This is a genomic window from Propionimicrobium sp. PCR01-08-3 (genome assembly GCF_030286045.1).
Classification (GTDB): Bacteria; Actinomycetota; Actinomycetes; order Propionibacteriales; family Propionibacteriaceae; genus Brooklawnia.
Genome location: NZ_CP127390.1, coordinates 2,373,271 through 2,388,172 on the forward strand (window position 1 = coordinate 2,373,271; position 14,902 = coordinate 2,388,172).

The following is a 14,902-nucleotide window of genomic DNA, read 5'->3' on the forward strand; positions in this document are numbered from 1 at the left end:
TTTGGCGCGCCATTGCTGGTCCTTCTGGTGTTCTTGAGGTTAGGGTGCACGTCGTTCGGTGGCCCGGTCGCTCATCTTGGATATTTTCGAGCAGAGTTCGTCGAGCGACGCAGGTGGCTGGGTGATCGCGCGTATGCGGATCTTGTCGCATTGTGCCAGTTTCTTCCCGGCCCGGCATCAAGCCAGGTCGGCATGGCGATCGGTTTGCAGAGAGCTGGAATACTCGGTCTTGTCGCGGCATGGCTCGGGTTCACACTGCCATCTGCGGTATTGCTGTTCGGGTTCGCGCTCGGCGTATCGACCCTTGGCGACGTATCGCAGGCTGGATGGGTGCTGGGCCTGAAGGCTGCGGCGGTCGCGGTCGTGGGTCATGCTGTGCTCGGGATGGCAAAGTCACTCACGCCTGATGCGCGACGAGCGACGATTGCTGTCGGGGTGCTCACTGTCGTGCTGCTCGTACCCGGCCCGCTGACGATGCTCGGCGCGATGGCCTTGGCCGGGATCGCGGGGTTCTTCGTCTGTCGATCCCCGAGCACGGCCGAGAACGATGAACCGCGTTTCCGGGTGCGCCTGCGGCCCGCAGTCGGATGGTTGAGCCTGGCTGTGTTCGTCATGCTGCTCGCAGGGTTGCCGATTCTTGCTGCGTTCACCGGCAACGCCACGGTAGGCCTGATTGACACCTTCTATCGTGCGGGGTCGCTCGTGTTCGGCGGCGGGCATGTCGTGCTCCCGCTTTTGCAGGCTGAGACAGTGCAGACTGGACTGGTGGAGCCGGGTGCGTTCCTCGCGGGGTATGGTGCCGCGCAGGCGGTGCCAGGGCCGCTGTTCACCTTCGCCGCGTTTCTCGGAGCGGTCACCACGAGCGGCCCGAGTGGGCTGCTCGGCGCATCCATTGCGCTGCTCGCGATCTTTCTGCCGTGTGCGCTGCTCGTGATGGGGGTGCTGCCCTTCTGGGAGCGGTTGCGTCGTGCGCCGAGAGTGCAGCGTGTGCTGACGGGCGTGAACTCCGGAGTCGTCGGGCTGCTCGCCGCCGCGCTGTACGACCCCGTATTCACCGCGGGTGTCACGAACGCCGCATCACTCGTCGTCGCGGCACTCGCGTTTGTCGCACTCACGTCCTGGAAAACACCGGCATGGGCGGTAGTGCTCGGGGCCGCAGGAGCCGGGGCATTGCTGCTCTGAACGCGCTACGCGGATACTCAGGCGAGGCTGGCCTGCAATGCGAGAAGCGTGCCCGCCTGGGAGGATTGAAGCATGAGCCGTTTTTCATCTCTGGTCAGGGCATATCCACTCGTGATCTCAACACTGTTGGTGGCTATGATCGGGTTGGTTCTCTTAGCGACTCCGGCCAGTGAGTCGGCCAGCTGGATTGTGGGTGCGTATGCGCTCGTGATTGCCGGGTGGGAGGCGGTCGGGATGATCCGGCAGCTCATCCGAGGGCACGCCGGGCTCGACATTCTTGCGGTGACGGCAATCACCGCTGCAGTGCTCGTTGGGGAGCCGTGGGCGGCGCTCGTGGTGGTGCTGATGCTCACCGGCGGGGCGGCCCTCGAAGATTACGCTGAGAACCGTTCGAAGCGGGAACTGACCGCGCTGCTGCGTAAGGCACCCCAGCAGGCCACGCGCATCCTCGCCCCAAGCGCACCCGGCGCGGACATGCACGGGCATACTGCCGAGGTCACGACCGAGGACATACCGGTCGAAGAAGTCGAGGTGGGTGATCTGTTGTTGGTGCGGCCGGGTGCACTCGTGCCTGTGGACTCGATCCTCGTCTCCGAGCACGCCGTGTTCGATGAGTCGTCATTGACCGGTGAAAGTCTGCCCGTTGAGCGTGACGCGGGAGAGAAAGTGTCGAGCGGTGCGGTGAATGGACAAGCCGCAGTCACCATGCGGGCTGCGGCTCCGGCCGCCGAGAGCGAGTATCAGCAGATTGTTCGGCTCGTCGAACAAGCCGCGGGGAGCAAAGCCAAAGTCGTGCGGCTCGCAGATCGGTACGCGGTGCCGTTCACAGTGCTCGCGCTCGTGATCGCCGGGATCGCGTGGGCGGTCAGTGGAGAGGCTGTCCGGTTTGCCGAGGTGCTGGTGGTGGCGACCCCATGCCCGCTGCTGATCGCCGCGCCGGTCGCGTTTCTCGGTGGCATGAGCCGTGCCGCGAGGTTCGGGCTGATCGTCAAGGGCGGCGGCACCCTCGAACAGCTTTCACGAGCCCGCTCGGCGGCATTCGATAAGACCGGCACCATCACGACCGGCAAGCCAGTGCTCGAACGCCTTCTGCCCACCGACCGCGCCAGCGAAGACGAGCTGCTGCGTTTCGCAGCCTCAGCGGAGGTGTACTCCTCTCACGTGCTTGCGGACTCCGTCGTGCAGGCCGCGAAACAGCACGGCTTGTCGCTCGTCGAAGCCGAACATGCCGAGGAGATCGCGACAAACGGAGTCGCGGCTGTGTTCCGCACTCCTGACGCACCTGAGGCAGTGACGGTTCGTGTCGGCAAGCCCTCCTGGGTGCGCCACTCCGCGCCGGACCTCGTGCTGGCAGACCTTGCTCCAGGGGAACTCGCAATCTACGTCTCAGTCGATGGCCGTTTCGCCGGAGCCATCGTCATGCGCGACCAAGTGCGCGAAGAAGCAGCCCAGGCTCTCCGTCAGCTGAGCGCACTCGGTATCGAGCGTACGCTCATGGTCACCGGAGACGTTGCAGCCACCGCCGATCCCATCGCGCGGCGCCTTGGAATCAGCGAGGTGCACGCGGAGTGCCGCCCCGGCGACAAAGTTCGCATTGTCAGTAGCGTGCAGCCCCGCCCGCTCATCATGGTCGGTGACGGCCTCAACGATGCCCCGGTGCTCGCTGCTGCGGATATTGGCTTCGCAATGGGGGCGCGCGGTGCAACCGCAGCATCGGAGTCTGCGGACATCGTGAACCGCTACGACACGCTCTCGGCCCTGCCGCGCGCGGTGAGCATCGGCAAGGACACCGTGCGCATCGCACTGCAAAGCATCTGGCTCGGCATCATCATCAGCGTCGGCCTCATGCTCATCGCCGCCTTCGGGTTCCTCCCAGCACTCCTCGGCGCGTGGCTGCAAGAAGTCGTTGACCTGGTGGCCATCCTCGGCGCACTCCGTGCAGTCGGCCCACGATCTGAGCGAATCACACGATCATCACCAGTCGCATCGACGGAACAACTTCACTTCAGCACGACCCAAGACAGGAAATGAACAATATGGCATCCGACTCAAGCACCACGCCGCATCCCGGCGAAGCCCACCTGCAGAACGTGGGCCAACGTTTGAACTGGCTACGTGCAGGGGTGCTCGGCGCAAACGACGGCATCGTCTCTACCGCGGGTGTCGTCGTCGGTGTCGCTGCCGCTACACCAAACAACGTACTGGCAATCGCGACGGGGCCGGTATCGCCGCCGTAGTTGCCGGGGCGTTCTCAATGGCTGGCGGAGAGTATGTTTCGGTGAGCACCCAACGCGACACAGAGAAAGCGCTCATCGCAAAAGAACGGTGGGAGCTCGAAACCATGCCCGAGGAGGAGCTTGAAGAACTCACCGAGCTCTATCGACAGCGGGGCCTCTCAGATGACCTCGCACATCAGGTCGCGGTGCAGCTTACCGAGACGGACGCTCTCGCCGCTCACGCAGAGGTCGAACTCGGAATCGACCATGAAGAGTTCACAAGCCCGTGGGCAGCCGCCGTGTCATCGTTCATTGCGTTCGCCGTTGGAGCGCTGATCCCACTCATCATGATCTTGCTCCCCGTCGGCGGACACCGAGTTTGGATCGCAGCCATCGCAGTTGTGATCGGCCTCTTCCTCACCGGTTGGATCAGCGCTGCGCTCGGTGGCGCGCCGCGCGGTCGCGCAATTCTCCGGAACGTGGTCATGGGCTCAGCGACCATGATCGCCACATACGCCATTGGGGCACTCTTTGGCGTGGCCATCGGATAGGCCGCTTCTCGTGATCCGGCCCGCTTTCATGTGCTAACTCATGTGCTACCGACGCTGCTAGGTTGTGAATCGCGGTGCAGTTATCCACAGGTGGGCCTCGCAGAAACCGCGGAATCATGCGGCAGAACGCCGATTCACGATTTCGTGTGCGAGGGGGAACGGATCAGTCCGCGTCCTCCGCCGTCGTCAACCGCCGGTTCTCCTTCGAAGTCGGCTGAGCGCTCAGGTGCCCCAGGGCGAGGGCGACGTAGTCATAGTTCCGCTGGGTGTCGTCGCTGGTCGAGATCCGGCGGAGGTTCCGGTCGCGGTCGAGAGCGGTCACCCTCTTCGAGATGCGCCGGATCCGTAGGTTCGGCCCGGCAGCGCTGACGATACGGTCGGCGGACCAGGTCAGGTAGGCGCCGTAGAGCGCGCGGGAGGTGTAGGTGTTCGGTTCGACGTCGGCCCGTTCGGCCAGGAGGACAGGGTCATCCTTGAGCCAGCGTGCGGCCTCCGGGGTCTGGAGCCAGTCATAGAACGCCGGGCCGTGTACGTAGTCCTCCTCGAATCCGGCTGAGGCGTCGGGGAAAGCGGACAGCTGGGAGCACACGGTGTTCATCAGCAGCGCGGTCGTCTGGTACGGGCTCCACACCCGTCCGGCCCCGAACGAGGTGTCGTCGTACCAGTCGAGGTCGAACTGCCTGCCGGTGGTCGCGGCCAGGGACACGAGACGTTCGACGACGGCCAGCCCACGCGGTCCGGCGCCGACGACCGCTACCCGCTGCCGAGATTCCGCATCGGATGTGGCGGGCTCTTCGACCGGTGGTGCGTATGGGAGAAGACTGCGCACGATGGTGGCGGCGGGTTGTGCGCTCACGTGGGTGAAGCCGGTTCCGGCCCAGAGATTGAGGTTCTCGGCATCGTCGTGCTCGTCAGCGTTCTTGCGCAGAGCGGACGTGAGGAAGTGCAGCTGCGGGTAGAGGCCCGGGGCGCTCTCGGACAGGGAGTCGGTGAACCGGTTCGCGATCGCACGCGCTGGCCGCCCGGTGAAGGCCGTCGTGATGACCGTGTTGCGGTCGGTGAGCTCGCGAAGTGCCCTGCGGTGGGTCTTCTTGGTCCCTGCCTCGTCGGCATCGAGGAACAGGGTGCCGACCTGGACGGCGGTCGCTCCGGCACGCAGCAGGGCAAGCACATCGGCGGCGGTGGCCACACCGCCACCGGCGAACACGGGCTTATCGGAAACAGTAAGGGCATGCTCGATCAGCGTGACGAGCGATTCGCTGGAGTCGTCGTCGACTCCAGCGACCGTTGCCCGGTGGCCACCGGCCTCCGGCCCCTGGATGCCGATCACGTCGGCGTCCGATGCTGCGATGGCGTCGATGCCCGGGCGGCTCGTCGCGTAGAGCACGACCAGCTTCCCTGCGTCGTGGATGCGTTCGATCATAGACCGCGAGGGGTGACCGAAGGTGAAGGACACGAAGTGCGCAGACGAGGCGAGGGCGACCTCGAGCTTGTCGTCGAAGGCGTCATCGGACCAGACCGGGTCTTCCGGCAACAGTGCCTCGCCGGCGTCGGCGGCCTTGAGGACCTTGTCCCGGTAGCGGCGGTAGGTGCCGAGATCGCAGTCCTGGCCGCTCGGGTCCGGGGTGAAGAGGTTCACGCCGAAGGGCGCCGCAGTTCGGCTCTCCAGGTCCTCGATGTCCTCGCGGAGCTTGCCGGGGGTGAGGTACCCGGCTGCCAGGAACGGAAGTGCGCCGGCCTCTGCGACGGCAGCGGCGAGTCGCGGTGTCGACGGTCCTCCGGCCATGGGCGCGAGCACAAGGGGCCGCACCAGCTTCAACGTTCGCTTTTCATCGCTCATGGTCTCGTCCTGACGTAGGTCGTATCGGTTGGAAGGGGTGACGCATCGCCCGACCCCTTGAACTGGCGTGATGAGACGGAAGGGCCGCATCCTCTGATCGCGACGCCAGCACCTCATCGAGTGATTCACCAGGTCTGTGGCGACACTGCCACCGAACGAACATGCCGTATATGGATATTTTAGCGTCAGTTGTCTAGTCTGCGACTTGACTCAGCTAAAAGGTCCGGGAAAGTTCACGCGTGCCTCAGATGAGAATGTCCGCATGATTGATCGGGTTCCTGGGCCGTGTGAGCAAGGATCTGTCGATGGCTGCCCGCCGTGAGATCACGAAGAAGTTCGCCCGCGAGTACGCGTGAGCGGGGCAAGACCCACAGGGGTGAGATCTTGGACGCGTTGGTCGCGTCGACCGGCTGGACCCGTGATCACGCCGACGGATTGAAGGGCTTGCCCGAGGTCGTGGCCAATGTGTGCTATAGCCGACTCAGGGAATCTCGACGCCGCCGATGCGGCACTGGGCCGCCCGGTCGGTCAAACTGCGCTGAGCCAGCGGTCAGACGGTGCAACTCATCAGCCCTAGATCTGATTTCAGCTGCAGCACTCGCGCTGTCTTCTTCGTGATCTCGGACGCGAACTCTGCGTCGCCTTGGGCTTCGGCCAGCGTTGCGTCCAGCATCTGCTGGGCCGCAGCGCCGTCGGCCACCACCGCCATGTCGCCGCCTGCTTTGAAGAAATCCGTGCCACGCTCGGCCACCGGGTAACCGGACACGGCCGCGGCTACGCCGAGATCGTCCGAGATGACCACACCGTCGAAACCCATCCGGTCACGCAGCACGCCCGTCACGATCTGGGACGAGAGAACTGCCGGGTTGTCGGGATCGACCTGCTCATAGACAGCGGACGACACCATCACCGATGATGCACCGGCGTCGATCGCGGCCTGGAAGCTCGTGAGTTCATCGGCGCTCAAGGTGCTGACCCGGTCGTAACCGACCTCGAAATCGGTGTTCGCATTCACCTGTCCGAGCCCAGGGAAATGTTTGACGCTGCTCGCCACCTGGGCATCGCTCAATCCGGTGATCACCTGCGTGACCTTGTCGCCAACCATCGCCGCGTCCGAACCGTAACCACGGTCCAATTGTCCGATGGCCGCATTGTTGCCGACCTGATCGGCCGGCACTACGTCGGCCACCGGGGCGAGGTTCCAGTTGACCCCCGCCTGGGCGAGTTGCCCACCCCATGATTGCCAGTTCGTCCGCAATTCATCGTCGGAAAGCGCCGCCTGCTCGGTAGCGGAGGGAATGGTATCGAAGCCCGGACCGGCGAGCTTCTGTACCAGGCCGCCCTCCTGATCGGTGGCGATCAGCAGCGGTACCCCACCGGGAGCGAACCCTTGAAGCTGACCCGTCTCGGCCTGTACAGCGGACATGCCGCCGGTACGATTGCCAAGCAGGATCACCGCACCATTGCCGTTCGCGCCGATCTGCGCAATCACATCGTCCGGGCTCGAATCGGCCATCAATACCGTCATATACAGCTGGCCGACTTGCTGAGCAAGACTCAACTCACCGGCATAGTCGAGGCAGGCCGCCGCCGGATCACTGCTCGTCGCACCATCCGAAGCGGGGTTCGAGTTACTCACAGAGGAGGTGGCTGGAGAACTCGCTGAATTACTCTCAGCAGACCCGTCCGGCCCATTCGAGTTCGTGCCGCACGCGTTCAGCCCGAGCACCACAATGAGTGCTCCCATCAACGATTTGGGAATAAACCTCATTCTTCTCCCCTCCGATTCAGAGATGACGGCGGGCAACATCGCACGAAATTTCGTAAACCCTTCCCCGAAGCATCCCGGCAACCACCCACATCAACCGGCTCAATGGGCACCTGTTGCATCTCCGAATGCGAGCGAGATATCCTTCACCGGGCTACCGGGGCTCGCTGCGCAGTTCGGCCTTCTGCAGCACTCCCAGCAGGGCGTTCTCGATCACCTCGGTGAGCGCCGGATGCGTCCAGTACTGGCCCTTGACCGTCTCGCTGATCGTCTGCCCGAGGCTCATCGCCTGAACGAGAATCTGAATCAAAGTGGTGGCCTGCGGCCCGACGATATGCGCTCCGAGCAGATGCTCGCCGGCGGGGTCGGCGAGCAGCTTCACGAAGTGTCCGGAGTCGTTCATCGCCCAGCCATAGGCAACAGACGCATATTCCTGAACGTGAACGATGTATTCGACGCCCGTCTTTTGCAGCCCCTCTTCGCTGGCTCCCACCGAGGCGGCCTGCGGCTCGGTGAAGATGCCCTTCGGCACGAAGCGCTCGTCCCGCACCTCTAGCGGACGCCCATCCCGCTCAGCCAGCAGGTTGCGCTTCACCAGCCGGGCCTGCGCATTGGCCAGATGCTTCAGCATTATCGAAGAGCAGACGTCGCCGAGCGCCCAGATGTGCGGCACCGGGGTGCGCAGGTGCTCGTCGGTCGGAATGAAACCTTTGTCGTCCAGGACGATGCCGGCCTTGTCGACGCGAAGTTGGTCGCCGTTCGGCACCCTACCGATGCAGACCAGCACGGCGTCCGCCTCATAGCTGTACTCGATGCCGAAGGAATCTTCGGTGGTCAGCACCACGCCGCCGACGTCGTCGGTGTCGAGCCCGGTGACCCGCTGGTTGAGCCGCAGCATGATGCGCTCCCGTCGCGACAGCTCCTCTGTCACCCGGATACCGATGGCCGAGTCGTAGGCCCGCAGCAATGGCTCACTACGATTGATGATCGACACTTGCGAACCCATGCCAGCGAAGATGTGGCCGAATTCGACGGCCTCGATGCCACCGCCCAAGATGATCAGTCGCTTCGGCAGTTCGTCAATCCGCATGATCGACTCCGAGGTATGCACGAACGCATGCAAGTAGGGGTCGTCGAAGCCCGGTGCGGTCATCTGGCGTGGACGCGAGCCCGCGGCGATGACGATGCGATCCGCGGTCAACCGCCGTCTGCCGACCTGGATGGTGTGTGCGTCGACGAAGGTCGCCGACCCGAACAAGACCTGCACGTTGGGCCTGGTGCCCAGCCCTACCAGCCCGGCCGCAGAGATCGAGTCGGTGCGTCCGAAGGTGCGTGTCTGAATCGCCTTGAAGTCGACCTTCTTCAGACTCAGATCGACATCGACCTGAGCGGCGTGCTGAGGCGACAGACTCGCGCTCGCCGGTAGCGACAGCATCTTGGAGGGGATGCAGCCGGCGTTCAGGCAGGTGCCACCGAAGATGTCGTTGGGGCCGATGCCGTCGTCGATCAGTGCGATCTGCCAGTCATTGATGTCATCGTCGATCAGCGACAGGCCCGATCCCGACCCGATGATGCACAGATCGACATGATCGGGGCCGGCCGTTGTGTTTTGCATGGGTCAACCCTATTCCAACCGTCGAAGACGCAGCCAGCACGCTCGCCGTCGCACATCAATGCCCGGACGAGAACGCCTTGTTGCCGTCTTCCCTCAGCAGGTCGCGGGCCGGTTCGGCATAGGTCACACCGCTCAGCCTGCCTTCGGTGAACCGGAAGGTCGTCACGCTGCCCAGCGTGCACTGCCTCTTGCGCGGGTCGTGGGCGAGCCGGCGTCCCTCTGCGGCGAGCCGGGCGATCCAGATCGGCAGTTGGTGGCTGACCAGCACGGCCTGGGCGCCGGGCGGCAATTCATGGGCGGTCTCGGTGATCGCCGCCAGCATTCTGGACGCCAGCTCGGTATAGGGCTCCCCCCACGACGGCTTCATCGGGTTGACGAAATAATGCCAGTTGCGCGGATCGAAGATGGCCGTATTGCGTTTACCGAACCGTTGGCCTGCCAGCTTGTTGTCGGCCTCGATCAGTCTCGGATCGGTGTGCACCTCAAGGGACGGATGGGCTGCAGCGATCGGCGCGAGCGTCTCCTGCGCCCGCTCGAGGGGTGAGCAACGCAACTGCTTGAGCGGCACCGGCGCAAAGCATTCACCGAGCCTGGCGGCCATCGCCTTGCCGTTTTCTGACAAGTGGTATCCGGGAAGGAGCCCGTAGAGAATGCCGGTGGGGTTGAAGACCTCGCCGTGGCGCACCACGTGCACCTGGACGGCGGGTTCGGGGTCTGTCGGATAGCTGTCTTCCACGCCTAAACCTTACCGGCCCATCGTTCAAGAACTGTGCTGCCTGCGGCGTCCCTTGCGCTGGGACGGCCTGCGCACCTGTTCGCCGCGAGCGATGAACCCCTCGGTGCGTTTGGCCGCGAACTCGGCCAGGTCGTCCACCAGCTGAACGTGGGTCGGATTCTCGGCGACCACATCGACCCGCAGATTGGCCTCTTCACATGCGGCCACTGTCGCCGGCCCGATGGCCGCGATGATCGTCTCGGGATGCGGTTTGCCCGCGATGCCGACCATATTGCGCACGGTGGATGCGGAACCGAAAACGACGGCGTCGAATCGTCCGGCCTTGATGGCCTCGCGAATCTCTGCCGGCGGCGGAGCAGCACGTACGGTCCGGTAGGCGACCACGTCCTCGACCTCCCAGCCGAGTTCGTTCATGCCTTTCACCAGCGCATCGACCGCGATATCGGCTCGGGGAATCAGGATCCGGTTGATCGGATCGAGCAGATCGTCGAAGGTCGGAAACTCGACCGCCAGCGCTGCCGAGCGCTGCAGGCCCTCGGGCACCAGATCGGGCTTGATGCCCCATTCACGCAAGGCCTCGACGGTGTTCTGCCCGACGGCAGCGATGCGCAATCCCGAAAATGCCCGGGAATCAAGGCCGAGCCCGACGAGGCGTTCGGTGACGGCCCGCACGGCCTGAGCTGAGTTGAAGATGATCCACTGATAGCGGCCGTCGACCAGCCCTTGAATGGCGCGCTCCATCGGCTGCGGGTTGCGCGGCGGCTCGACCGAGATGGTCGGCACCTGCACCGGGATGGCACCGTGATGTTCGAGCCGGCGTTCCATCACGCCCGACAAACCCTTGGTTCGGGGCACCAGCACATGCCAGCCGAAAAGCGGTTTCGACTCGTACCAGTTGAGATCAGGGTCGCGATCGGCCGCCGCACCGACGACGACCGCGGCCGGGCGTCCCTCGATCGTTTGCACGGTCTCGGCCAGCTGCGCGAGTGTAGTCGTCCTGCTCACCTGGGCAGTGGTCGCATAGTCGGAGACCACCAGGGCGGGAGTGTCGTCACCAAGACCGACCTTGGACGCATGGCGCGCGATGTCGTCCAGATTCTGCCCGGGCGTCAGCGCCACGAAGGACGGCTTTTCGTCGGCAGCGTCGGCCTTACCGGACCACAACTGGAATCCGGCGTCCGGGCTGATGCCGGCGGACGTCAGAGCCAAACTCAGCCGGGAAAGCCCGGGAACCATGTCGATTCGGCAACCGGCTGCCTTGAGCCTTGCCGCATACGGGGTTGCCTCGGAATCCATCAGAGGGTCTCCGGACAACAACCAGACCACACACAGGCCGGAGTCGACGAGCGAGGTGATGACGCCGAGATCCGGGGTAGCGCCAGCCAGCAGCCGCGGCACCTCGGCCGGTACGGCGACCTCCGGCTCGCCAAGCAGCGCTTCGTCAACGCCGGGGCTGAGGACGAGAACGTCTGCCTCTTCGATGGCTTTCAGCCCCGCCAGTGTCAGACGCAGCGGACCGCCGAGGCCGACTCCGGCGAAAATTACGTATCCGGGGTTGCCTCGCCCGTCATCGTGACTCACCGCCAACGCGGTGGGGTCACAATCAGCCAGCGCCACCGCTGATGGCTGCTCACTCACGGCAACTCCTCAACCTGCGGACGTATGACGAAACGTCAGCGTGGATTCACCGAGAACATTAACGGTGAGCGCCGACAATTCGAAGCTTGCTGCCGGGCACCTGGCCCAGACTGAACTTAGCGACCTGCCCTGCGGCGCTGGATGCGCGTCTTCTTGAGCAGCTTGCGATGCTTCTTCTTCGCCATCCGCTTGCGGCGCTTCTTGATGACCGATCCCACTGTGACCCTCTCGAGAATCTGAATGCTTAGGTGAGGCGAGCTGCGACAAGCACAACTTCGCCCCTGCGCGGTAAAACCGCAACTTGAGCAGTTTACCGCGCTGGCTTTGGATTGAACAAACCCTGTTTCCGGCGTTGATCACATCGCCGGAGTACGCCTATTCGCCTACTCGCCGCGGCTGCGCCGGTACGCGGCCCACACGGCATCGCTGACAGCGGCGCGGGTGGCGTGAGCGTCCAACTCACGGATTGCTGCCGCCGTGGTGCCGCCGGGCGAGGTGACGCGCTCCCGCAAGATCGTCGGGTGTTCGCCCGACGCGAGCAGCTGGGCCGATCCGATGATCGTCTGGCGGGCCAGCTTGTCGGCCTGTGCACGGGTGAGCCCCACCTGAACGCCGGCCTCGATCAGTGCCTCGGCCAAGTAGAAGACGTACGCGGGGCCCGATCCGCTGACCCCGGTGACCGCGTCCTGCAACGATTCGGGCACGACCATGGTCTCGCCGACGGCCTGCATCAAAGCGTCGGCCAACGCCAACTGTTCGTCGCTGACGTGCGGATTCGGTGACAGCGCCGACATGCCCTTGCCCACCTGGGCCGGAGTGTTCGGCATCACCCGGACGAGTGGAACCGCGTCGGGAAGATTGGCTTCGAGCTCGCCGAGAGTGACCCCGGCGCACATCGACATCACCAGGGTTCGGTCGGCGATCAGCGGCGTGACCTGTTCGCATACGCTCGGCGCCACCTTGGGCTTGACGACGATCGCAACGACGTCCGGTGACTCGGCGATCTCGTCGGCTCCGGCCACGGCCTTCAGACCGAATTCGTCGGCCAACTCGGCGCGGCGGGTCTCGGTCGGCTCGACGACGGTGACATTCGTCCAACCATCGGCGGCCAGCCCGGACGCGATCGCGCCACCCATCACGCCGCCACCGACAATGACGACGGCCTGACTGCGATCGGGCCCATCGGCCTCGTTCGGTTGCTCGGCCATGAATTGCTCAGCCACGGTTGGCGGCGACAAGTTCAGCGACCTGGATGGCATTCAGCGCCGCGCCCTTGCGCAGGTTGTCGCAGCAGATGAACATGGCGAGTCCCTTACCGTCGGGCACCGACTGGTCGACGCGGATGCGTCCGACCAGGCTCGGGTCGATGCCTGCGGCCTGCAGCGGCGTCGGAATGTCGACCAGTTTGACGCCGGGAGCATCGGCGAGCAGCGCCTTGGCCTCGTCCGGGCTGATCGGACGCCCGAAGGTGGCGTTCACGACCAGGGAGTGCGCGGTGAACACCGGGATGCGCACGCAGGTGCCGCTGACCAGCAGCTCGGGCAGGTGCATGATCTTGCGCGACTCGTTGCGCAGCTTCTGCTCTTCGTCGGTCTCTAGAGTGCCATCATCAACCAGTGACCCGGCATAAGGCACGGCGTTGAAGGCGATCGGGGCGACGTAGGGCCCGAGGTCGTCGGGGGTGGCGACCGCCTGACCGTCGAGGGCCAACCTGGCGAAGTCCTGGGTGACCGCGGCTTCGGTCTGATCGTGCAAGGCGCGGACGCCGGCGACGCCGGAGCCTGAGGTGGCCTGATAGGTGGCCACGATCAGCCGTTCCAGCCCTGCGGCGTCGCTCAGCGGCTTGAGCACCGGCATCGCGGCCATGGTGGTGCAGTTCGGGTTGGCGATGATGCCCTTGGGCGGGTTCACCGCGTCTTCGGGATTGACCTCGGAGACCACCAGCGGAACATCCGGGTCGCCGCGCCAGCACGACGAATTGTCGACCACGATCGCGCCCGCCGCTGCGACCTTCGGTGCATAGGTCTTGGAGGCGGTCTTACCTGCGGAGAAGATCGCGATATCGAGGCCGTCGAACGAGGCGGTGGCCATGTCCTCAACAGTGATCTGCTCACCATGCCAGTCGAGCTTCTTGCCCGCGGAACGAACCGAGGCGAAATAACGCATCGAATCGACGGGGAAATTGCGCTCGTCGAGCAGCGTCCGCATGACGCCGCCCACCTGACCGGTTGCACCGAATACTCCAACTCGCATGACGCTCAGTTTATCGTCCACAGCCCGGCAGCACCCGACGTGCCCACTGCGGAGCAGCGCGCCAAGCAGGTTGACCCCGCACCCTTTGCGGACTCCGGCCCCGTTTCCCGCTCCCTTTCTGGACGACGAACTCGTTCCGGCTCGCCTTATGGATTCCAGCTCGCAGCACAGCGCGAGCAAACGCCATACCGCGAGCGCGAGCCGACGGACCCCCACAACGCTAAAGCCAGCTGACCACTCCGGCCAACAGCGAATATCCCACGAAGGCCGTGATGTCGATCACGGTGTGCGCGATCACCAGCGGCCACAGCCGCTTCGTCCGGTGATAGAGCCAGCCGAGCAAAAGCCCGAAAACCAGGTTGCTGACAAATCCGCCGAAGCCCTGATAGAGGTGATAGCTGCCGCGGATCAGCGCGCTGACCACGATGGCCGCCGCCGGATGCCAGCCGGATTGCCGCCATCTGGTGGTCAGGTAGCCGATCATCACGACCTCCTCCAGAAAGCCGTTCTGGAAGGCGGCGAGACAATACATCGGAATGGTCCACCAGTTCTCGCCGAGGTTCGCCATCACGATCGTGGTATTGATGCCGAGTTGTCTGGCCAGGAGGTAGAAGCCGAGCGCTGGCCCGAGGATCAAAGCCGCCACACCGACTCCGGCGCCGATGTCGCGCCCAACGTGTCTGCCGTCCAGCCCGATCGCCTGCCACACGCTGCCGCCGCGCGGCGGCCATACCCGCCACAGCAGGTAAATCGCCGCGAAGGCGAAGAAGAACGGAAACAGGTTGTTCGCCAGTTGATACATCAGATCGAGCCACGGCCGGTCGGGGGTGACCGCCGAGTTCATCGTCGATGTCTGCTCCGACAAGGGCACTTGATAGGTCAGCCGGTTGATGATGTTCAGAATCGACATCACGGCCGACTTGCCGAGACAAATGCCGAGCACGATCACCGTCTCAAGCACCAGGTGCGGACGCGAGCGCACTGCGGTGGCCGCCACCTCAGACCCTTTCGGCCGGCCGGCGATTCGGCGAACCGGGTGTGTTCTGGCCGAAGCAGGCCCTCGTCAGGGCCGGGCAGGTACAAGTTGCGCAGGCATGGGCGAC

At 64.5% G+C, this 14,902-nt stretch carries 13 protein-coding genes; 4 read left to right on the forward strand and 9 right to left on the reverse strand.

Going from position 1 to position 14,902, the window contains the following annotated elements:
* Positions 1 to 27 precede the first annotated feature (27 nt).
* From chrA to QQ658_RS10980, 4 genes are all read left to right on the forward strand, one after another.
* Positions 28 to 1,182, forward strand: a complete 1,155-nt coding sequence (gene chrA, locus QQ658_RS10965; RefSeq protein WP_286024889.1) for a chromate efflux transporter — start codon at positions 28 to 30, stop codon at positions 1,180 to 1,182.
* A gap of 234 nt (positions 1,183 to 1,416) precedes the next feature.
* Positions 1,417 to 3,213 (forward strand): heavy metal translocating P-type ATPase, encoded by a 1,797-nt coding sequence (locus QQ658_RS10970; protein ID WP_286024890.1) that lies wholly within the window; start codon positions 1,417 to 1,419, stop codon positions 3,211 to 3,213.
* A 5-nt stretch (positions 3,214 to 3,218) separates the two neighbouring features.
* On the forward strand, positions 3,219 to 3,419 hold the full coding sequence (locus tag QQ658_RS10975; RefSeq protein WP_286024891.1) for a VIT1/CCC1 transporter family protein: 201 nt from the start codon (positions 3,219 to 3,221) through the stop codon (positions 3,417 to 3,419).
* Positions 3,420 to 3,460: 41 nt separating this feature from the next.
* On the forward strand, positions 3,461 to 3,949 hold the full coding sequence (locus QQ658_RS10980; protein WP_286024892.1) for a VIT1/CCC1 transporter family protein: 489 nt from the start codon (positions 3,461 to 3,463) through the stop codon (positions 3,947 to 3,949).
* A 163-nt stretch (positions 3,950 to 4,112) separates the two neighbouring features.
* Here the strand turns inward: QQ658_RS10980 and QQ658_RS10985 are convergent, their stop codons facing one another.
* The 9 genes from QQ658_RS10985 to QQ658_RS11025 form a co-directional block, all read right to left on the reverse strand.
* Positions 4,113 to 5,789, reverse strand: coding sequence for an FAD/NAD(P)-binding protein (locus tag QQ658_RS10985; protein ID WP_286024893.1), 1,677 nt, complete (start codon positions 5,787 to 5,789; stop codon positions 4,113 to 4,115).
* A gap of 550 nt (positions 5,790 to 6,339) precedes the next feature.
* Entirely contained in the window at positions 6,340 to 7,428 is a 1,089-nt protein-coding gene (locus tag QQ658_RS10990) for a glycoside hydrolase family 3 N-terminal domain-containing protein (protein ID WP_286024894.1), read from the reverse strand.
* A 283-nt stretch (positions 7,429 to 7,711) separates the two neighbouring features.
* Positions 7,712 to 9,172 carry a mycothione reductase gene (locus QQ658_RS10995; protein WP_286024895.1) on the reverse strand — a complete coding sequence of 487 codons (1,461 nt, stop codon included), beginning with the start codon at positions 9,170 to 9,172 and terminating at the stop codon, positions 7,712 to 7,714.
* A 55-nt stretch (positions 9,173 to 9,227) separates the two neighbouring features.
* Entirely contained in the window at positions 9,228 to 9,908 is a 681-nt protein-coding gene (locus QQ658_RS11000) for a histidine phosphatase family protein (protein ID WP_286024896.1), read from the reverse strand.
* A gap of 24 nt (positions 9,909 to 9,932) precedes the next feature.
* Positions 9,933 to 11,546 carry a uroporphyrinogen-III synthase gene (locus tag QQ658_RS11005; RefSeq protein WP_286024897.1) on the reverse strand — a complete coding sequence of 538 codons (1,614 nt, stop codon included), beginning with the start codon at positions 11,544 to 11,546 and terminating at the stop codon, positions 9,933 to 9,935.
* Between the two features lie 116 nt (positions 11,547 to 11,662).
* Complete coding sequence (locus QQ658_RS11010; protein ID WP_084669282.1) at positions 11,663 to 11,764, reverse strand: 30S ribosomal protein bS22; 102 nt, start codon at positions 11,762 to 11,764, stop codon at positions 11,663 to 11,665.
* Positions 11,765 to 11,929: 165 nt separating this feature from the next.
* The gene (gene proC / locus QQ658_RS11015; protein WP_286024898.1) at positions 11,930 to 12,769 is read right to left on the reverse strand and encodes a pyrroline-5-carboxylate reductase; all 840 of its coding nucleotides are present in this window, start codon (positions 12,767 to 12,769) and stop codon (positions 11,930 to 11,932) included.
* Positions 12,762 to 13,808 carry an aspartate-semialdehyde dehydrogenase gene (locus QQ658_RS11020; protein WP_286027096.1) on the reverse strand — a complete coding sequence of 349 codons (1,047 nt, stop codon included), beginning with the start codon at positions 13,806 to 13,808 and terminating at the stop codon, positions 12,762 to 12,764. Before QQ658_RS11020 ends, proC begins: the two co-directional genes overlap by 8 nt.
* A gap of 211 nt (positions 13,809 to 14,019) precedes the next feature.
* Positions 14,020 to 14,796, reverse strand: coding sequence for a CPBP family intramembrane glutamic endopeptidase (locus QQ658_RS11025; protein ID WP_286024899.1), 777 nt, complete (start codon positions 14,794 to 14,796; stop codon positions 14,020 to 14,022).
* Between the last annotated feature and the right edge of the window lie 106 nt (positions 14,797 to 14,902).